Below are 19665 nucleotides of genomic sequence, written 5' to 3' on the forward strand. Positions count from 1 at the left end.
TACATTGGTACTACCAATTTGCGATCGCCCTGTGCCAGTTGCGTAAGTCCTGATTTAAAGAAATAGCTGTGCGAGAAGCCGTGAGATATTCTCGAAGCTTATCTTTACTGAGGTTTAATGCTGATGCTATTTCTTCAGCAGTGGCATGACGACCGAGTTTTTGAAAGCTTTCTCGCTGTACTTTCTTAATTTTGGTAAGTATTTCAGTGAGATGAACAGGCAATCTAATAGTGCGCGATTGTTCTGCTATAGCGCGTGTAATCTCCTGACGAATCCACCAGTAGACGTAGGTTGATAGCTTATACCCCCGGTTGGGATCAAATTTTTCTATACCCCTTTGTAACCCGATTGCTCCTTCTTGGATCAAATCTAAAAATTCCAAATTGCGGTTCTGGTATTTCTTGGCAACAGAAACCACTAGTCGCAGGTTAGCTGTCACCATTTTTTGTTTAGCTTTTTGACCAAGGTGTAGTGCTGCTCGGATTTGTGCTTCGGTTTTTTCAACAGCGTTGGCTAATTCTGTCATTGTTGGTTCACGGTCTAGCTGTTGAGTGAGTTGATTTTTAGATTGCTCAATGGCAATCATCTGTTGTACCTGCCTAGCATAAGCAATCTCTTCGTCTGGTTTTAATAAAGGATACTGACCAATTTCTTGCAAATAGATGCGAACCATATCGGAACTGAGGCTGGACATACAAACTCAACGCTTTTTTGAAAACTAGGGGATTCAAAAGTATAAATCAAATAGCTCAATAAAGTTTTCTATTTTGAAGAACCAAAACATCTCACCAATTCAGTCCTGCCTGAAGTAACCTCTGCTGTAACCTTGTGTACCGCCGTTGGTCATCAGTAGAGCGCACCGCCAGAGATATCGCTTTTTTTGCTCCTACAACGATCGCTAATTTCTTGGCACGGGTCAGCCCAGTGTAAAACAGGTTCCGGGTTAACATCATGTAGTGCTGCATATAGATTGGCAGAACTATCACCGGATATTCTGAGCCTTGGCTTTTATGAATAGAAATGCTCCAGGCAAGGGCAATTTCATTCAGGTCAGCGTAATCGTAAACCACAGTCCGCTCACCATACAGTACTGTAACTTCCTGCTCGACAGTATCAATAGTGAGGATAATTCCCAAATCGCCGTTGAAGACTTCGCGGTTGTAATCGTTGGTTAGCTGAATGATCCTATCGCCCTCGCGCAATAAATTCCCACCTCTGTTAATCTCCACCTTGTTGGGGCTGGGCGGATTAATCAACTGCTGCAATACAGTATTTAGGTTGCGAGTCCCAACTACACCCCGCGTCATCGGGCAAAGTACCTGGACTTCATTTGCGGGATTAAAACCCAGCCGAGGAATCAACTCAGTGATGAGTTCACAGATTGCCTGTACACCATGTTCAGGCTGATGACCTCCGCCGTGCCATAAGCAATCAGACACAGGATTATCTTTTATTGGCTCTATTGTCGGATAAATTCCTCGATTAATTTGGTGGGCAGCAGTAATAATTGCACTCGTTTGGGCTTGGCGAAATACTTGGGTCAACCGCACCACTGGTACACGACCAGAATTAATCAGGTCAGCCAGTATTTGACCTGGCCCCACAGATGGTAACTGGTCAATGTCACCCACCAACAACAATTGAGCGCCAATATCTACTGCTTTAACCAAGGAGTAAGCCAGAAACAAATCAAGCATCGATGCTTCATCAGCAATAATTGCCGTGTGGGGTAAAGGATTTTCGCTATCGCGCTTGAAACCCATTGAGCGGGGGTCAAATTCCAGTAAACGATGTATGGTTTTGGCTTCTAGCCCAGTCATTTCACCTAAGCGTTGAGCAGCGCGTCCAGTGGGTGCTGCCATTGCAATAGATTTCCCCATCGCTTTCCATAGACTAACTATGGTGTGGGTAGTGAAAGTTTTTCCAACGCCAGGGCCACCAGTCAAAATCATGATTTTGGAGTAGGCTGCTGTTTCTACAGCTTGGCGTTGCTGTTCTGAAAGCTGGATTTGCCGGCTGGCTGTAAAGCGGTCAATCCAATCACGCACACGCTCAATGTCAGTGCCAACAGGATTTTCTAAACGTTGGCGTATCAGTTGAGCTAAATTCTGTTCCGTATGAAAGTAAGTCGGTTTGTAACAAAGTAGGGTTTTTTCCTCATCCCACTCTCTAATCAGTTCATCTGTTAGAGCCATGTCTTTGATGATTTGTGCGATCGCGTCTTCTGTTGGCTGATGAGATTCAGTAGTCAGTAGTTTAATTACTGACTCAATCAATTCGCTTTGTGGCAGGTAACAGTGGCCATCTTCGGCAGCTTCACTTAAACAGTGGATAATTCCCGCACGATAACGAAATTCTGAATCCGGGGCAATTCCTATATTTCTCGCAATCTTGTCAGCAGTCAGAAAACCAATTCCGTAGATGTCGGCTGCTAGTTGGTAGGGGTTTTTGGTGACTGTAGCGATGGACTCATCTTTATACTGCTTATAAATCTTCACAGCATAAGTGGTAGAAACACCATGCCCTTGAAGAAATACCATTACTTCTTTTATCGCTTTTTGGGTTGACCAAGCGTTTTTGATTAAGGTAATTCGTTTTTTGGCGATACCCTGAACTTCAATCAATCGCTCAATCTGGTTTTCAATAATCTCAAGAGTTTCAAGTCCAAAGTGAGCTACGATGCGCTTGGCTGTGACTGGGCCTACACCTTTTATGAGTCCACTGCCCAAATATTTCTCAATCCCTGTAAGAGTAGCTGGCTTAGTTTCTTGGTAATTGATGACTTGGAATTGTGGCCCAAACTGCGGATGGTCACGCCAAAAACCCGTAAGTTGTAGAGTTTGACCTGGCTGGATGTTAGCAAAGCTGCCAACAATTGTTGTGAGTTCGGTGCTACGCGGACGAGTCAGCCTTGCCACTGTGTAACCCGATTCAGCAGAGTAAAAAGTTAGGCGTTCTACGACCCCGGTGATTGTTTCGTTTTGCGGAAAGGCGCTTACTTGTTGAGGGGAAAGATTAGGGGGAGTGGACATTGCTTATGATCGGATGCCGCACATTATTATAAGCCTAGAAGTTCATTGATTATAGTACATAAATACTAAGCTGTATACCTGACATTAGTGTAATGAGGAAGCACAAAATTACTATTTGTTGTAAACCTTGACAATTTAGCTCGGTTTTCCTATCTTTGTTACAAATTTCTGTTACAAGTGGTAGCAGCTTGATTGAGTTATTTGGAAATATTGGTCATAGAATTATGCCAAACTAAAAACTTTAATAGTTCATGTAAAAGGTTTACGAGATGAAACAAGCGGTAGATAATAACCATGCTGTCGAACAGTCAGCAATCACAACAAGCATATTTGCATCCTATTACTATGATTGTCGCTTTTACTAATCAAAAAGGAGGGGTAGGCAAATCAACAGCTGCTGTTCACATGGCTTATTGGCTTAGTCAACGCCAAAAAACACTGATGGTTGATGCTGATGCTCAACAAAGCAGTTCGGTTTGGGCTAAATCTTTGGGGTTAGATTATAAAGTAATTCAAGACCCAGAAGATTTGTTTGAAAATATTCCCGAAATGGCAACTGACTATTCAGCCTTAGTTATTGACGGGCCTGGCTCACTTTCTGAAGTCACTAAAGCGATACTCGCTCGGTGTGACCTTGCTTTAGTTCCTTGCCAACCCTCTGGGTTAGATCTGCACAGTAGTCAGAAAATTTTGCGTTTCATTAAACATGCAACTGAGTTGCGTTTAGGTTATCCTAAAGCCGCCTTGTTTTTAAGCCGAGCTACCAAGGGAACAGTTCTGGAGCGGGAAGCAAGAGAAGTACTTAAAGCAACAGGAACGAAGGTAATGAAAGCTGCCATTTACCAAAAACAGTGTATTGCTGATGCCCCTGGTCAAGGGTATACAGTATTTCAAATGTCAGGCAAGGCAGCCTCGGAAGCCGCAGCAGATTACGAAGCCATGTTTATCGAAGCTTTGGAGATACTAAATGACCACTAAGCGGCGAAACCTCAAAGATTTTGTATTTGAAAGCTCCCAGACAGTAAGTGAATCACAGCAACCAGTATCGATAATGGCATTATCTGCCATTTTTCTTCCCTCCAAACAGCCACGACGCTATTTTGATCCCGTGAAGATGGAGCAACTGATCCAATCAGTGAAAGAATACGGGATTTTAGAAAATTTACTGATCCGCCCTATACCAGATCAAGATGGGCAATATGAATTGGTAGCTGGAGAAAGGCGTTATCGAGCAGCCAAAGCCTGTGGATTAGTCGAAGTTCCCGTGACAATCCTGGAGTTAACGGATTCGGAGGCTATTTCCATTGCTTTAGTGGAAAATATTCAGCGAGAAGACTTGAATCCAGTGGAAGAAACAGAAGCAGTTTTGCAATTATTAGCATTACGCTTACAATGCATTCAAGACGAGGTAGTTTCCCTACTTTACCGAATGCAAAATGATGTATCCCGACTGACTGATAACGTTATCAGTCAACCTAAAGCCGAATCTCTAAAGGCAGTGTTTAATGAATTAGGGCTGATGGGATGGGAGTCTTTTGTTAGTAACCGTCTTCCTCTTTTGAAGCTTCCCGAAGATATTTTAGATGCACTGCGTTCCGGAAAAATTGAGTACACAAAATCACGAGCTATTGCACGAGTCAAGAACGAACAGCTTCGTAAAAACTTGCTTGCAGAAGCAATTGCTTCTGGACTCTCTCTAAATCAAATTAAAGAACGGATTAGCAATCTTAACAATGGGAAACCTAAACAGGATGAGTCTGAATCCGCTCTGGTCAAACAACGCATTACATCTATATTAGACCAAGTTCAAAAAACTAAAGTCTGGTCAAATCAAAAAAAACAAAAACAGTTAGAGAAGTTATTATCTCAAATAGAAAATTTGCTAGAAAGTGATTAAAATAACCACTTAACTAGGATTATGTTCTATATTTCCTCTTCAGGCTTGATTGAAAATTTCAAATTATTTTTCACAAAATATTATGTAAAATCTACCCAGCGCCAAGCCACAAACTCTAAGCAAGAGCAAAAATTCGCTTATCTAAAACTAGACTTTGATCTCATGACCCTTTTTGTAACTCAGCAGAAAGTGTTTCACAAATGAATTTGCAGTTAAAATATGGAGGCTTCTCAGTCTGCAAAGTTTTCTAAAACAGAGTGTTAATGAAATCTAACGAGCGCTCATCTAAATCACCTAAACAGCCCAATTCCAACAATCTAAATCCAAAGCCGGAATTTGTTGCTTATCGTCCTGTGGAAAAACAGAAGACAATATCTCAGCCTGACTCCACCCCAAATAATGAGTCAGTACCAGAAGTCAAACTCCAAGTGCTTGCTGAGAAAGAACCCCAAAATGTTTCTGACGACAAGCTTCTACCTTTAGAAAAAGCTAAAGCCAAATCTATCTACGCTGACAAGAGCAAATCCAGTTCTCCAACCCAAGCTGAAGAACAACGACACATTGGAAAAAGCGAGTCAGAATTTGAGTTATCACCAGAGAAATGTCAGCATGTGAGATTTCTAGACTGCGATGAAGCAGTAGGGCGGATTATATTTGAGTGCTGGCACTGTCAGCAGGGAATACTCAGCCAGTATACTGGTAAACCTGTGATGGGTGAGTACAAAGGTCGTCCTTCACCGATTCAGTTGAAAATCCAATGTCCTAATTGTGAGCAGACGGCTATCAGATTAACAACAGGCGAGGTACTTTCAACAACAGCGATTCCTTCTCCTTGGCAGCAAGGATCACACACTTCCTGCAAAAGTGACTGCTGAGAGAAATATTTAACGATTGATAATGCAAATGAAATTTTTCACTTCAAATGACTGCACTAACGGCGCTCACGCTTAATAGTTGTAGCACCGCTACAACTGAACAGTATGAAGCTACAGCACTCACCAGTTACACCTGGCAAGTTAAGTATGCGAATAACCTAACTAGTCAACCCCTTCGGGGAATTCAAAATTCAAAATTATTAATTCAAAATTAAAGACAATCAGTGCTTGCTCTGAAACCCGCTACTGATTGTAGACCACTGATTCAAAGAATCAGTGCTTGCTCTGTACCCAGAATTAATTAATTCAAAATTATTCTTATTCTTCCTAACAGAATTTTGAATTTTGAATTGTTTTGACTTTGGGTATTAATGATGATTCAGTTGAGAAAGCTGAACCTGTAAGCAAGTAATAACGCACTCGTTACATAGTCAGCAAGAAGTTAAAGATCAAAACTGAATTGCTTTTCAACAAAAAATTGATAGTAAAGTATAAATCAAAGAGTCAACAACGATCTAAATTAATTTCTGCTGCATTGATAAAAAGATTTCAAAAAATCTCATGGGGGCTATATGGGGGCTATATATACCCCAACAATAGCTCAAGACTTTGGTGAGATTTTGACCCTTATATAGGGGGTATATAGGTGCTATATGGGGTACATTTGACTGACTGAGATTTTGTACCCCACTTAGCCCCCAAGGGGTTATGATAAACTCTTGAGTCTGGATCAAGAAGGGGTAGTTATTTTATTTTTCTCTCCCCCACTCTCCAAAATTATCTGAACAGATAGCTTTCACTTTCTCAAAGTGTATTACCTTTGTCTTTATGTCAAACATTCACACGTTGCAAAAAATTTTTCCTGTGGGTTTCGATAACGGTTACGGAAGTCTCAAACTTTTAGTCGAAGGCTTTGAAGTAGTTCGTGTGCCCAGCTATATAACTAATGCCGAGATGGAAGATGTGCCAGGGCGCGTAGTTTTTAACGGTACTGCTTACACAGTCGGAGAATCAGCTTACCGTACAGGAAATTATTTTGACCGCAACACCGACAATAATGAAAATAAAGTCAACAACGCATTATTGACTTTATTGGGTGCATTGGCGCATCTACCACACCGTAAAGCTTGGCACTTAAAATTAGTCGTCAGCTTACATGATGTTGCTCTGGCATCAGAACTACAAAAAGTACTCAATGGAGAATATCAGCCGATACTTGCTGGCAAACAATCAGATGTGAAAGTAGAAGTCATTAAAGTTGTACTAGAGGGAATGGGTGCATTGTTTGGGCATCCACTACCAAAAAAATTAACCATTTTAGACTTTGGCAATGGAACAACCCTGTATTCTCGTTACAACCAAGGGAAACGAGAAGTTCACACTGCTTACCCCATCGGTGTAGAAGTTCTCATCGATGATATCTCCCAAAAAATGAAACATTTAAATGGCGGAAAAATCGGAGATCCATCCAAAATCCGATTTTGTTTGGAAATGGGGCATACCCGATACAGTCGTGACATCGATATCAAAGACATATACAGTGCGTGTTTGAAAGACTGGTATGAAAAATACTTGAAGAAAGTGGTGAATCTAACACTTGATGCCAAGCACCAAGGGGATGAAATCTGGGCGATTGGTGGAGGTTGCCTCTTACCTGGATTTAAGAAGCTGTTAGAGAAGAATGGCTTCAAAATTCTGGACAATCCGGTAGAAGCCAATGTCTTTGGACTTTTAGAGATGGCAAAAAGTATCATTAGCAAGAATCCAGCAAGCACATCTGGGAAACTATAGCAATGGCAGATAAAAAAGACTTAGCACCGGAAAAAGTTCGCCTCAAAGATAATTACCGAGAGCGCATATTTGCAGAATCGCAAAAACTAGATAAAAGTTACCTGGACACGCTTTACTTTATAGTTGATTGCTATTTTGTTTTCATCAAGGCTGGATTACCTGCACAACTTTTAGCTGACACACCGATTAATACTGAAGATAACCAACTCACCTCTTGGACTTCAACTCCATTTGCAGAGGAGAAAGAAGAAGATTCTTCAGGGGAAACATTCAGCCTTGATTTTGATTTGTAACGAGGATCTATTGGCACAAGAATGCAATAGTTTTGACACCGTAGCTCCAAAATTTTATTGTATAATTCAATGCAACTTCTTACATTTTGAGTTTAACCCTTTGCCAAGTATGTGAGTTCATCTGATTTTCTCAAAATGCTATTAACAACATGACATTAGAATTATGCATAACTGAAATTGAGCGGCTTCAGCAATTAGCATTGAAGAGAAAAAAGGTGATAAAACGTCATCGCAGATAAGGATGTTTGTGCCATAGTTACTTTTACATTGAATTTTGGATTTTAAATAGTCCCCAGTCCCCGGCTATAGCAGTTTAGCAAGCTGCCGCATATCGTTGAAAACTATCTTAGCTCCTGCCTCAGCCAGAGCAGTGCGATCGCTCTGATGGGCATAGCCAAAAACTGTCATTCCTGCCGCGTATGCTGCTTGTACACCTGTTACAGAGTCTTCAATTACAGCACAATCTTCTGGATTGCTGTTCATTTGCTCGGCTGCATAGAGATACACATCAGGAAAAGGTTTGGGGCGTGAAACATCATTAGCACTATATAACTTGCCATCAAATTTATCCAGAAGCCCCGTTAATTTCAATACCATTTGAATATGGCGGTGGCTACTATTTGATGCCACACATTTGGGTAATGTAATTTGCTCCAATATTTCGGTAATTCCTGAAACTGGCTGTAATTCTTGCTGCAAGGGAGCAATTTCTCGTTCCTTGCAAAGTTCGACAAAGTTTTTGGGCAATGGTTTCTTGTAAGATGCTTCGATAATCTCTAAACAGGTTTTTAGAGACTTGCCGATAAATTTTTGAGTTACTTCTGCATAGGTGATAGGGAAACCAGCTTCCATGAGCGTTTCTGCAAAAATACGATTGATGATTGGTTCACTATCAACCAAGACTCCATCACAATCAAAAATTACAAGCTTGAACCGATTTTTGACCATGTTTTCGCCTCAAATTTCGCATTTTACCATAGGAGTAATAACTAACACCACCGAGCGCACTCTTATTGACTAATCTGGGACTGAATGCCTTAGAGTGCTAGCGTACAGTTCCGAATGGCACTAAGATTTCAGCAAATCCATCATCTACACGGCTTTGAAGAAATTTATATTCCTTTTTAAAACCTCTTGTATGCGTCTGGTACTTGATTACGAGGCTGTTAGCGCTTCGCGTAACTTCTGTGAACATTACAAAAATTTCGGAAAAATACAATGGATATTCAATCTACACTTACCCAAGCTATTGAAGTTATAGTTATGAGCTTTGTTGCTCTGATGATTTTCGATTTTATCGATAGGCTTTACGTTGTCCCATTACCATCTATTGCAATTGCACAATTCAATTCCAGTTCCAAATCCGCAATAACAGCAACTCAATTTGAGCCACTATCTAACAGTGAACAACTAGAAGTCGAACCTCAACGAATCCCCTTCGTTACACAGTTTGAGGAAATTTCTGACCCCTGGACATTAGAACTAGAGCCTCACAACAGTTCTACGGAAACTCAACCAGTTGTACTCCAATTCCCCTCACTAAGGCTACTACCACCAGATCCAGTTGTACAACCGAAATCTAAGGCTAAAACTGCCAAGCCCAAGTCTACCAAAACTACCAACCCCAAAACCACTAAACCAACCAAGCAGTCTTTGACCAAACCAACCGTGACTGAACAAAAAAGTAAACCTGGTACGCGCTTTAAGGCTGCTTAACCACAATTGAGTTTGAACCAAAGCTTGCGCCTTTGCACTCTTTGTAAAGGCGTAATCTCCCATGCCCAGGCGCAAGCTTAACTTTGTATTGGTGAAGGTGTTGCGGCTACGCCAATTTTTCATGAAAATCATAATCATATCGTTGTCATGGTTTGCCTAATCGCTTCACAAGGTTGCCTTTTTGATATAGAAACAGTTCTGGACTACGGGCAATCAATATTAAATGTTGCTCAAGCACTTGTTAAATCATTAATCGAACATCGACCTATAACCACAAAATTGCTTCAAGCCCAGATGAATCGCCACTTTCACGGCACTGCGGCACAGGGCAAGTGGCAGTGGAAAGATGCTTACGAAGCTGTTGAGGTTGCACTAATTCTCTACCTTCGGCAAAAGGGATTATCAGAAAATCCTTTAGAGCAATTGCAACTACTTCAATCGCTCTGCCCCACGCATACCCGCCGCAGCGAGGAGCAATTAAAATTACAACAGTTCTCAACTCCATTGCCATTAGCTTACTTGATAGCGTTGGCGGGACAAATCAGCAGTAACGATCTTGTACTTGAACCATCTGCTGGAACCGGGATACTTGCACAATTCGCCAAATTGAGAAATGCCAGCCTCATGCTGAACGAACTGGCAGAAGACAGAAGAAAAATCCTGCGGCGCTTATTCCCCGGTGTCCCTTTATTCCAGTTTAATGCCGAGCAGATCAATGATTATCTTGCAGGGCAGACAAAGCCCTCTGTGGTGCTGATGAATCCACCCTTCTCGGCATCTCCAAATATAAGCAATCGCAACAGTGAAGCTACAGCCCGTCACGTCAATGCGGCATTACAGAGGTTGGTACCGGGTGGGCGGTTAGTGACGCTGACTGCAAATTGGTTTTCACCGCAAAACCTTGACTGGCAGCAAGCCTTTACCAAGATGCAAGAAACAGCACAAGTAGTGCTATCAGTGGGAGTCAACGGGAAAGTGTACTCAAAGCACGGGACGCAGATGGATACCCGGATTACCGTGATTGACAAAGTTCCGGCTGACTCCAGTGACATTCCTTGCATACATCAGACATTAGAACTTGGCGAAATCCTTCATTTGATTGAGCAACTTCCACAGCGCGAGCCGTGGCATCATTCTACTGGGACTGTTCAAGCCCGTACCAAGAAAGTTGTTACATTCTCAAAACGGATTGTAATCGCACAACCAGAACCAGTTTCAGAACTTCCAGATGTGGTAGTTCTGGATTACGAGCTTGTGGAGTGGAATGGTTCAGAGGGGTTGAAAGATGCCCTCTACGAAACTTACCATCCACAACGCTTGAGAATCAAGAATGCTTTACCCCATCCATCCCTGTTGTGCGAAAGTTCAGCCCTGGCACTCGTTTCACCTCCCGCTCCCACCTACAAACCACATCTTCCTCAGAATATCGTTACACAAGGACTATTATCCGAGGCACAACTTGAAAGCGTGATTTATGCTGGTCTTGCACACCAGCAATTCCTGTCCGGTTCCTACTTGGTGGATGATTCACTCGACAACGTGAGAGTTGCTGCGAACAATGAGGAGAACGCTGTCCGGTTTCGTCGTGGCTGGTTCTTAGGGGATGGGACTGGTGCTGGAAAAGGACGACAGTGTGCAGGTATTATTTTAGACAACTGGTGTCAAGGACGCAAGAAAGCGATCTGGATTTCCAAAAGTTCTGCCCTAATTGAGGATGCCCGACGTGATTGGTGCGCCTTGGGTGGTAGCGAAAAGGACATCATTGACCTCGGCAATATCAAACTAGGCGATCCAATCCCCTTTTCGCAAGGTGTTCTCTTTGCTACATATTCTACCTTAAGATCCCAGAAGGGTGGTAAAAGCCGACTCAAACAAATCATTGAGTGGGCTGGGATTGAGTTTGAAGGTGCGATCGCCTATGACGAGTGCCACAGTATGGGCAATGCGATGGCTATTGAGGGTAAGCTTGGTATGGTTGCCGCTTCCCAGCAAGGTGTTGTCGGACTGAGGCTGCAAAATGCACTCCCAAGAGCCAGGGTTATCTACGTGTCAGCCACCGGAGCGACGAAGGTTTCTAACCTCTCTTATGCGAATCGTTTGGGACTTTGGCAGACTGGCGACTTCCCATTTACCTCCCGTGAAGACTTTGTGGAATCCATTGAAGTTGGGGGTATTGCGGCAATGGAAGTTGTTGCTAGGGATTTGAAAGCATTGGGATTATATCTGGCGCGAAGTCTCTCGTTTGAAGGAGTGGAATATGACACTTTGGAAATGCTGAAACTGCTGCATTTATGCAGGGTGACAAACAAATCCTCATCTTCAGTGACGCTGGTGGCACAGGTCGCAGTTACCACGCAGATTTGAACGCGGTCAATCGTAGAAGGCGATCGCACTACTTACTTGAAGCTGGTTGGAGGGCGGATAACGCGATTCAAGGGCTTGGGCGATCGCACCGGACGAATCAAGCTTCTGCCCCAATATTCCGACCAGTGACGACCAACGTGCGTGGTGAACGTAGATTTATTTCCACCATTGCCCGACGTTTGGATAGCCTGGGTGCACTTACACGAGGGCAGAGACAAACTGGGGGTAATGGCATCTTTGATACGAAGGATAACCTGGAATCGAACTATGCAGAGTTCGCACTATACGAGTTGTTTAAGCAGATTTTCCAAGGTAGGTTTTATGAAGTTCCACTAGGGACTTTTGAGCAAATGACTGGATTGTGCTTAACCTCTGATGAAGGCGGGATGAAAATTGACTTGCCCCCACTGCGGCAATTCCTCAACCGACTACTGGCTTTGAAAATTGGGATGCAGAATGTGATTTTCGAGCGTTTCGAGTTGCTGTTAAGTCAGCAGATTGAAACAGCGCGAGCCGCAGGTATCTTTGAACTTGGTGTTGAAACTCTTCGGGCTGAACGGTTTACCATCGAAAGCCAGTCAGCCGTTTATACTCATTCTGCTACTGGTAGTGTAACCAACTACTTGAAAATTGAACGTGTTCAAAAGAACAACATTCAAACAGCTCTTGAAGCTGTGGATTCAGCTAGCAAGTACCAGGGACAGCTTATGGTTAATGAGAAATCTGGTCAAGCCGCAGTATCTATTCCTACTCACAGTATTTTCGACTCTGAGGGTGGAGTAGTACCAAGGGTTCTGCTGGTGCGACCACAGAAAGAAACTCGTGTCCCAGTTGATAAGTTGGAGTCGTCAACCTGGAAGCAGGTTTCAACAGAGGCGTTTGTTGCGGCGTGGTCGAAGGAAGTCTCCCAACTGCCTAAGTTTACTACTGACTATATTCATTTGGTAACAGGAATACTTCTACCGATTTGGAAAACTCTACCGATTCAGAACAGCCGAGTATTTCGATTGCAATTAAGTAATGGAGAGAAAGTACTAGGTCGTGTAATCAGTGCAGAGAATATTCGTGCTGTTGCTGAACAACTGGGTTTGAAGAATAAGCTGCTTTCTCCAGAGGAATTAGTTTCTCTGGTACTGAATGAGCGATATTCAGAGCAATTACCCGGAGGTGTAACTTTGCGTTGTTCTACTATTGCAAATGAACGCCGTATTGAATTAGTCAATGCTTTATCATTGGCTGACTCTCTGGTGGCTGTTGGATGTTTCACTGAAGTAATTCAATGGCGCAAACGGGTGTTTATTCCAGCGAACTCTAAAGCGGCATCAATACTAGCTGCTGTGATTGAAATTCTGGGATGAAATTTGTAGCCACTTTTATCGAGTGGCTACTTTTTTGATTTTCCCGCCTCACTTTCAACCCCAAACAAATCTTTGTAAACTTCATACTCTCGAAAAAGCTCCATAATCAAACTTCGAGTAAAAGCACAATAAATCATATTTCCTCGCGCCTCATACAAACCAAATGCTTTAAACAAATCTTTCTTAGCGCCCTCGATATTACCCAAATGAAATCTGACTATCCCTCGCCCACAGTACGCTTCTGCACAATCAACATCCAAAGATAATGCCTTTTCTAAATCAGAGAGCGAACTTTCTAATTCCCCACATAAAAAACAGAGATTCGCCCTGTTTATATAAGCTGATAAACAGTTTGTATCAAGTAAAATTACTTGATTGTAATCTAAGATAGCTGCTGGATTGTCACCAGTTAGATTTTTATACATATCAGCCCGATTTAAATAAGCTTGGACTAATTTTGGATTCAGAGCGATGGCTTTAGTATAATCTTCAATCACCTTGGGGAATTCTGATTTATGACAGATTTTTGAGCGAGCTAGTCCCCGATTATTATAAGCTTCAGCAAAGTTAGGATTCATTGCTAATGCGTTATCAAAAAGTTGAATCGCACCTTCATATTTTTCGATTTGAAACTGAATCATTCCTATAGTATTGTGAACTTGAGCAAAATTCGGATAGAAATAAAGTGCATTTCTGAAGCACTCCATCACTCCAGATAAATTTCCTGATTTGAGATGCTCCATTCCTTTGTCATACCATAGTTGCCCTTGTTCTACATCAATCTCTTCCATTAATTCCACCATATATTTTCTATTGTGATTTATAATTTCTTAAATATTCATCAACTCGGATATTTAGCCGAGTCAGTTAATTTATCTGTGTATTTCTAATTCTTGACTTTTATTTTTCGCTAAAATTTTATCTATCTGACTATTTGCATCCTCAAAAGTTTGCAATACCTGTGGAGTTAGTTTATTAGTCTGTACCTTTCCAGATTCCAAGTTTAAAATTACCTCTCCATTTTTCTGCGAAATAGTTAAATCTCTCTGCTGGGTACTAAAGGTTAAATCATAAATTTTTCCCAGAACTTGAGTACCATTTTCATTAGACTTACCCCAAACCATGCCAATCCTTTGGGCAATTTTAGTCAACCGACTAATTCCTTCAAGCTCAGATGTATCTTTATTCATTACTGTCAACGCTTGGGCTGATAATTGCTCACCAGCTTTAAATTGATTGGCGACTTCCACAATCCGTTTTTTGTAATTTTCCGGCTTCCCTAACTTATCGGCGGCATTGTACCAATTTCTCAAGTCATCAATAGTGACTGTTGGGGGCTTCTCTACACCTAAAGGTTCGGTTTTTGCACTATTAGTAATCTCTAGTGTGTGAGAGCTAGTCATCAGTGACAGCTTTGTAGTTTGATTAGTAGTAGGTGCAGTTTGAGTACTTTGTTGAGATAAGGGTGGTGGCGGTTGTCCTGGCGATTTCAAAAATTGCGGTCGCGTGGCTAGAGAATTAATTTTTTGTTGATATTCAGCACTTGATTCAATCACAGCCCCAAATTTCTTGGTCATGTTCTCCAAAGTTTTGGGGGGAATTGAACTAGTGACTAAGTTAAATACTGCTAGACCTTTTTTGGTTTCTTTCATAGCATCTTCTCTTGGTACTTGCTGACATTCAACATTTTGATTCTTTAACCATTTGGTTACAGATTCGACTTTGTGGTTGTCAACTGCCAAGCCCATGACTCCAAGTTTTTTGTTTGATTGGGTAGAAAATAAGAATGTGGGACGTTCTTTAACTTGGTGTAGAATTTTAGCACTATTATCAATCATATACAGTTGTTGGGGATCAATCGATTGAGTCCCAACAACTTGAAATTCCTTCGTCCAGTTCTGAGGATATTCAACGCTCCTTGGGTCAATTTTGGCGCACACTAGTGAAAAATTACTTTGAATAATAGCGGGCGCAGGTGTAAGTTCACCGCTTTTGAGTAGTCCAAGCTGTCTGAGCGCATCCTTATCTTTTTTGAAGTGCAGTACTCCCAAGGGTTCACCATTGAGAAATACTGCATCTCAAATTCGTATTTGGCGGCAACTGCTGCAAATTTTTGCTGTGGTGTAAATTCCACTCCTTGGAACAAGTCTTTAAACTGGACAATGGGACGCGATTCTAACTGTGATTCTTGGAAATATTTATTGGTTTGGCTAATCAATAATTCTACTGGTGAGTAGCCCTTTGGTGTTATCCCCGTGTTTAAATAAGCTATTTTTGATTTCTTATCTTTAATATAATTAACATCACGATACAAGTAGCGACTGTTTTCCCGGATTTTATTCATTTCAGGTTTTTTAGCACTTTTGAATAAATCAACCGCTATTTGGTTTTGATAACACCCCTCACCAATCATTTCTCGGTACATCAGGCGGTTAATATCCATTGCCTGCTGGATAATTTCGGGAGTTCTTGGCTCTTGGGCTAGAAATACAAACCCTTGCATATAAGAAAAGTATTCTTCCCGGATTAACTTTGGCTCTTTCTGGCGTTCTTGCTCAAATAGGGCTTCATAATGACTAGAAACTTGGTCTAAATAAGTTGATTGTTGTTCTAAGGTACCGTAAGTTTTAAGTACCTCAATTTCCGATTCTAATGCCTCTAATGCCGTCACTTGATTGTTGATTATGCCCACGCTGATGCTATCGCTCATGTGGATAGCGATTTTTTCAAATGGAGGCTGGCTTCCATCGCTGGGATCATAAAATGATTGTTTTTTGAGCTTAACCGTGGGCGAATAGGCGTTTTGGGGAAGATTTCTTCGCTCTGCCTCTGCTGTTAAATTAGGATATAAGCTGGCTTTTGCCACACCAATGCAATCACCATCATAGTCTCGTGCTTGGCGTTCTGATTCGGTTTCTGCTGGGTCGATAAAATCAACATCGACCCCTCGCGCTTCTAACTCTGTAATTCTTTGCTGTATGCGCTTGTGGTCTTCGTCATTGACTACAATTATGCCTTCTAAGGGTTTACCATCTGGCCCTAACTGATCCTTAACATATTTATTATTAGAAACACACAAACCATTAGAGTTGAGGAAAGGAGAACGGAAGTTAAGAATTTTTTCTTGCTCATCAAGCCAAGAGATGCAAATTTCACCATTTTTGAGTTCCTTGGAGGGAATAATCATTCCTCGGTCAAAAGTAAGCGTTTTCCCAACAGCAATATCTCGCCACTCACTTTGTACAAACCGATTTAATTCCTGTTTGACCTTCTCAGTTTCTAATAACTGCTGATGCCCTAGTAAATCGGCTTTAATGAGTTTGTACATGAACAAGTCATCTTTAGTACTCTCGTCATCCAACTCCTGATCTGCATCTAAGTCATCATTTGTCCTTAAGTTTTTGATATCTGTTTCTTGATTAATAGTTTTTGATGTTTTTAATTTATTTTGGCTCAATGATTCTTTACGTTGTTCGTATCTTTCACAATAGTAAGCAGCAACAATTCTTGGGTCATCTTGAATAGAGGCTAATCTTTGAGCTTGTACCTCTAGTTCCTCGGCAAAATCTTTAATTCCTTGGGGGAAAGATGCCAGCAATTGGGAGATAGACATCTGTCCTTGTTGAGATTGCCCTTTTTCGGCTAACCAAATATTTTGCTGATATAATCCTGGCTTAATCTGCGGTTTAGTAGCGCCTTTGGGTCTATCCTTGTCTGTTCCCTTAAAACTGCTTACGGGGAGAATTATGTCTATTTTTGGTTCATTTTTAGGATCAGCATATTTTATTCTATCTAGTCTGTATGGTCGGAGTGTTCCTTTGCCAAAGCGATATTTAGTAGTATCTTCTCCAACTCCATCTACCCAACCAAATCGATGCTGAATTACACGATAGCTTTTGTCTGCTTGGGATTCTCTTAAGGTTAGTTTGTCATAGAGTTGTGTTGAAATTTGTCCATAACAGTCCCCAACTAATTTATATGCTAAATCATTTGATAATATTCCTCCATTCTCACCTCTGTTATCAGTAGAATCATCTACTACCAGAATGTTTAGCTTTTCGTGAATTGCATTTTTACAAGCCCCAAGGAAGATGGAACCATAAGCCCCACGGTCTTTACTATCTGGACAAATTTTTTGAATCGTTTCTAAACATTCCTTTTCTCCATAAAGTAAACGAGTTTTTGAAGATAATAGTAAAATGTGTCCATCTGGATGATTTTTTAATTCTTCATCTGTACTGGATTCATCTGAATGCCCAAATGAAAATTCTTTGCCAGGAAAGTAAAATTCCAGTAAAGTATTACTGAGCTTTTCAGTTAAAATAGTTTGACGCTCATCTGTATAAATCCATTGATTGAGCCGGGGATCAAAATGTTTAATTTCCAGAGTCATGGTTTTAAGAATTTCATGAAACTTGATTAATATCTTGAGAGGTTTGTATGTCGAGAATTAAGCGTTGGATAAATATGCATAAGGAAGAATTCAATACAGATGGAACTTTAAAAGATGAAGCTCGGCAAGAAATGTTATCCAAAGGTGAACATCCAGGAGCAATTGATAGTTATGCTCGTAGAGCAAAAGAAGAGTATGACGAGTGGAAGCACTTGGACGAGACTGATCCAGAGCCGTGGCCAATCTACACAGCCTACGATTTCTTCACTGAACAAGAAAAAAAGGAATTTAACCCTGATGGTTCTCTCAGACCTGAATATGTAGAATATGCTCAGAAAATTGGTATCAGTGAAAGTGCGCTAGAACAGCTTGAGTCGCGCAAGAAAATGGAGGTTGATAATTACAATAAAGTGTCTGCCGATCATGTAGAACAAGGCATCAACTTTGGTGCATGGTTGATGAGAGGAAGGATTGGCGCTAGCAGAACATACGGACAACGTCAGCAGCAGATGGAGCAAGACCTGCGTAACTTTGAGGATGTTGACAGTTTGCCTTTCGACAAAGACACCTCTTATTAAAGTAGGTGAGTTACGCTGTAAAGAAAGTTTTTATCCATCAAATACAGTGATTTTACTTGAATATGTGAAAGAAAGCGATCGCCTCACCTTGGGCATGAAAGTAAATATTTATCGAAACAGAATACATGCGTCAGTCGCTAGAATTCAGTTGGGTATTCTGTGCGACTGGTGGATGAATAAACGGGTTTAAAACCCCCTCAAAATCTAGGATTTGGTGGTCTTCTCTACGAGACGCAAGCGCGAACAATTCCTGCGCGGTCTGAATCCCCGACTGATAGCGAGTCTTGCCTACGGCACGCCAAGGGCGAACGAGCGTCAAGATTGCTGACTCCTGAATTCAGAATAGCTGAATTCTTCTTCAAAAACTGCCTTTTTACTCCGTTGACTTGAAAGATTTTAGAGATTGTTGATGGAGTATCATAGTCAGTAATCACAGTGCAGTAAATAAATATACCACACTGTCACTGTATTTATCTATGATGCTTTTTACTGTGTGGTGGGGTGTTTTTTGATAATTCTTTGCCAAGAGATAATTCCGACGAAGAATTATTAGATATTGATGAAGTAGCTATTTTATACATGGCAAAACAGCAAGAAATAGCGACTAGGGAGATTAAGGTAGCCTGACCAATTATTTTCCACGAGTTGGAAGTCAGTTGAGACTGAACTCGCCTAAAGAAAACAGACTCTAACTTTTGCTGAGTCGTGCGATTTTTCAAGTACTCTAAAACTTGCAGACATTCAGATATGTCCTCGCCTTTGTGGACTTTTTGGCACAGCAGAATTTCTAAGCGTTCAATGCGACGTTCTGGAGTAGACAAATTAATATCGTCCCAATCATCCCAAAGTTTAATTTCTTTTAATTCGTTCATAACTTCATCCCTCTATCAAACTGTTGATGCTGTTCAAAAGATAGGGAAAACCAAAACAGACAGTTTCTCTTTCCCAAAAACTTCATTACTTGCGTCGTTTAGGTTTGGTCTTGTTACGTTCATACTCAGCAACGATATCCTTTGCTTGTCCCGGAAGAATTACACTTTTATTGTTGAATCGCATTTGATATACCCGATAACAGAGACTTTTGCTATTAGGACAAGACAAGAAAGTTGGCAGATTAATGATTGCCACGGCTGTAGCAGTTGCAGAAATCAAAACGCCACAGATGAAAAAGAAAATCCCAGAGCGACCCGAACCAATCCACTGACCAAACCAAAATAGGTTAGATTTGAATTTTTCAGAGCGTTGTTTGCGGAGTTTTTTTCGTGACTCCTGGGCTTCAATCCAAGCTTGCAGGTTTTCGAGTTTGTGGGCAGCTAATCGGGTGGCTTTGGCATCAGAGGCTTTTAGTGCCTGAATCTCAATAGTTTG

Annotated in this window: 17 protein-coding genes and 1 pseudogene; 10 read left to right on the forward strand and 8 right to left on the reverse strand. The window is 41.4% G+C overall.

All coding sequences use genetic code 11. From position 1 onward, the window contains the following. Nucleotides 1-10: 10 nt before the first annotated feature. Together RMY63_RS35635 and RMY63_RS35640 are read right to left on the reverse strand one after the other, a co-directional pair. Nucleotides 11-694, reverse strand: coding sequence for a sigma-70 family RNA polymerase sigma factor (locus RMY63_RS35635; protein WP_322733215.1), 684 nt, complete (start codon nt 692-694; stop codon nt 11-13). 91 nt (nt 695-785) lie between these two features. Continuing rightward, nucleotides 786-3032, reverse strand: a complete 2247-nt coding sequence (locus tag RMY63_RS35640; protein WP_322733216.1) for an ATP-dependent RecD-like DNA helicase — start codon at nt 3030-3032, stop codon at nt 786-788. A 294-nt stretch (nt 3033-3326) separates the two neighbouring features. Here RMY63_RS35640 and RMY63_RS35645 point away from each other — a divergent pair, with 294 nt between their 5' ends. The 5 genes from RMY63_RS35645 (at nt 3327) to RMY63_RS35665 (ending at nt 7888) form a co-directional block, all read left to right on the forward strand. Continuing rightward, entirely contained in the window at nt 3327-4010 is a 684-nt protein-coding gene (locus tag RMY63_RS35645; protein WP_229563458.1) for an AAA family ATPase, read from the forward strand. Next, entirely contained in the window at nt 4000-4929 is a 930-nt protein-coding gene (locus tag RMY63_RS35650) for a ParB/RepB/Spo0J family partition protein (RefSeq protein ID WP_322733217.1), read from the forward strand. The genes RMY63_RS35645 and RMY63_RS35650 overlap by 11 nt, the downstream gene beginning before the upstream one ends. A 263-nt stretch (nt 4930-5192) precedes the next feature. After that, nucleotides 5193-5804: a hypothetical protein gene (locus RMY63_RS35655; protein ID WP_322733218.1), complete on the forward strand. Its 612-nt coding sequence runs from the start codon at nt 5193-5195 to the stop codon at nt 5802-5804. 828 nt (nt 5805-6632) lie between these two features. Next, entirely contained in the window at nt 6633-7595 is a 963-nt protein-coding gene (locus RMY63_RS35660) for a ParM/StbA family protein (RefSeq protein ID WP_322733219.1), read from the forward strand. A 2-nt stretch (nt 7596-7597) separates the two neighbouring features. Further along, nucleotides 7598-7888, forward strand: a complete 291-nt coding sequence (locus tag RMY63_RS35665; RefSeq protein WP_322733220.1) for a hypothetical protein — start codon at nt 7598-7600, stop codon at nt 7886-7888. 303 nt (nt 7889-8191) lie between these two features. Here RMY63_RS35665 and RMY63_RS35670 read toward each other — a convergent pair whose 3' ends face one another. Further along, nucleotides 8192-8836, reverse strand: coding sequence for an HAD family hydrolase (locus tag RMY63_RS35670; protein WP_322733221.1), 645 nt, complete (start codon nt 8834-8836; stop codon nt 8192-8194). Between the two features lie 270 nt (nt 8837-9106). Between RMY63_RS35670 and RMY63_RS35675 the strand changes: the two genes are divergently transcribed. The 3 genes from RMY63_RS35675 to RMY63_RS35685 all read left to right on the forward strand — a co-directional run bounded on the left by RMY63_RS35675 (nt 9107) and on the right by RMY63_RS35685 (nt 13326). Next, nucleotides 9107-9604, forward strand: coding sequence for a hypothetical protein (locus RMY63_RS35675; protein ID WP_322733222.1), 498 nt, complete (start codon nt 9107-9109; stop codon nt 9602-9604). Nucleotides 9605-9751: 147 nt separating this feature from the next. After that, the gene (locus RMY63_RS35680; RefSeq protein ID WP_322733223.1) at nt 9752-11968 is read left to right on the forward strand and encodes a strawberry notch-like NTP hydrolase domain-containing protein; all 2217 of its coding nucleotides are present in this window, start codon (nt 9752-9754) and stop codon (nt 11966-11968) included. Then, complete coding sequence (locus RMY63_RS35685) at nt 11896-13326, forward strand: strawberry notch C-terminal domain-containing protein (RefSeq protein ID WP_322733224.1); 1431 nt, start codon at nt 11896-11898, stop codon at nt 13324-13326. Before RMY63_RS35680 ends, RMY63_RS35685 begins: the two co-directional genes overlap by 73 nt. Nucleotides 13327-13352: 26 nt before the next feature. On the opposite strand, the gene RMY63_RS35690 is transcribed toward RMY63_RS35685, so the two are convergent. The 3 genes and pseudogenes from RMY63_RS35690 to RMY63_RS35700 form a co-directional block, all read right to left on the reverse strand. Beyond that, nucleotides 13353-14129 (reverse strand): tetratricopeptide repeat protein, encoded by a 777-nt coding sequence (locus RMY63_RS35690; RefSeq protein WP_322733225.1) that lies wholly within the window; start codon nt 14127-14129, stop codon nt 13353-13355. 69 nt (nt 14130-14198) lie between these two features. Continuing rightward, nucleotides 14199-15266, reverse strand: coding sequence for a hypothetical protein (locus RMY63_RS35695; RefSeq protein ID WP_322733226.1), 1068 nt, complete (start codon nt 15264-15266; stop codon nt 14199-14201). A 128-nt stretch (nt 15267-15394) separates the two neighbouring features. After that, nucleotides 15395-17719 (reverse strand): annotated as a pseudogene (locus RMY63_RS35700) (hypothetical protein); the annotation flags it as partial. A 47-nt stretch (nt 17720-17766) separates the two neighbouring features. Here RMY63_RS35700 and RMY63_RS35705 point away from each other — a divergent pair. Further along, nucleotides 17767-18297 (forward strand): hypothetical protein, encoded by a 531-nt coding sequence (locus RMY63_RS35705; protein WP_322733228.1) that lies wholly within the window; start codon nt 17767-17769, stop codon nt 18295-18297. Nucleotides 18298-18427: 130 nt separating this feature from the next. Here the strand turns inward: RMY63_RS35705 and RMY63_RS35710 are convergent, their stop codons facing one another. After that, nucleotides 18428-18616 (reverse strand): hypothetical protein, encoded by a 189-nt coding sequence (locus tag RMY63_RS35710; RefSeq protein ID WP_322733229.1) that lies wholly within the window; start codon nt 18614-18616, stop codon nt 18428-18430. A 151-nt stretch (nt 18617-18767) separates the two neighbouring features. Then, the gene (locus tag RMY63_RS35715; protein ID WP_322733230.1) at nt 18768-19169 is read right to left on the reverse strand and encodes a hypothetical protein; all 402 of its coding nucleotides are present in this window, start codon (nt 19167-19169) and stop codon (nt 18768-18770) included. Between the two features lie 209 nt (nt 19170-19378). Between RMY63_RS35715 and RMY63_RS35720 the strand changes: the two genes are divergently transcribed. Then, nucleotides 19379-19501 (forward strand): hypothetical protein, encoded by a 123-nt coding sequence (locus tag RMY63_RS35720; protein ID WP_322733231.1) that lies wholly within the window; start codon nt 19379-19381, stop codon nt 19499-19501. Nucleotides 19502-19665 lie beyond the last annotated feature (164 nt).

This window comes from Nostoc sp. ChiQUE01b, assembly GCF_034531255.1.
In the GTDB taxonomy this organism is placed as follows: domain Bacteria; phylum Cyanobacteriota; class Cyanobacteriia; order Cyanobacteriales; family Nostocaceae; genus Nostoc.

Coding starts and splice junctions, on each gene's coding strand:
- RMY63_RS35635 (WP_322733215.1), bottom strand. CDS start 694: ATGTCCAGCCTCAGTTCCGATATGGTTCGCATCTATTTGCAAGAAATT.
- RMY63_RS35640 (WP_322733216.1), bottom strand. CDS start 3,032: ATGTCCACTCCCCCTAATCTTTCCCCTCAACAAGTAAGCGCCTTTCCG.
- RMY63_RS35645 (WP_229563458.1), top strand. CDS start 3,327: ATGCTGTCGAACAGTCAGCAATCACAACAAGCATATTTGCATCCTATT.
- RMY63_RS35650 (WP_322733217.1), top strand. CDS start 4,000: ATGACCACTAAGCGGCGAAACCTCAAAGATTTTGTATTTGAAAGCTCC.
- RMY63_RS35655 (WP_322733218.1), top strand. CDS start 5,193: ATGAAATCTAACGAGCGCTCATCTAAATCACCTAAACAGCCCAATTCC.
- RMY63_RS35660 (WP_322733219.1), top strand. CDS start 6,633: ATGTCAAACATTCACACGTTGCAAAAAATTTTTCCTGTGGGTTTCGAT.
- RMY63_RS35665 (WP_322733220.1), top strand. CDS start 7,598: ATGGCAGATAAAAAAGACTTAGCACCGGAAAAAGTTCGCCTCAAAGAT.
- RMY63_RS35670 (WP_322733221.1), bottom strand. CDS start 8,836: ATGGTCAAAAATCGGTTCAAGCTTGTAATTTTTGATTGTGATGGAGTC.
- RMY63_RS35675 (WP_322733222.1), top strand. CDS start 9,107: ATGGATATTCAATCTACACTTACCCAAGCTATTGAAGTTATAGTTATG.
- RMY63_RS35680 (WP_322733223.1), top strand. CDS start 9,752: ATGGTTTGCCTAATCGCTTCACAAGGTTGCCTTTTTGATATAGAAACA.
- RMY63_RS35685 (WP_322733224.1), top strand. CDS start 11,896: ATGCAGGGTGACAAACAAATCCTCATCTTCAGTGACGCTGGTGGCACA.
- RMY63_RS35690 (WP_322733225.1), bottom strand. CDS start 14,129: ATGGTGGAATTAATGGAAGAGATTGATGTAGAACAAGGGCAACTATGG.
- RMY63_RS35705 (WP_322733228.1), top strand. CDS start 17,767: ATGTCGAGAATTAAGCGTTGGATAAATATGCATAAGGAAGAATTCAAT.
- RMY63_RS35715 (WP_322733230.1), bottom strand. CDS start 19,169: ATGAACGAATTAAAAGAAATTAAACTTTGGGATGATTGGGACGATATT.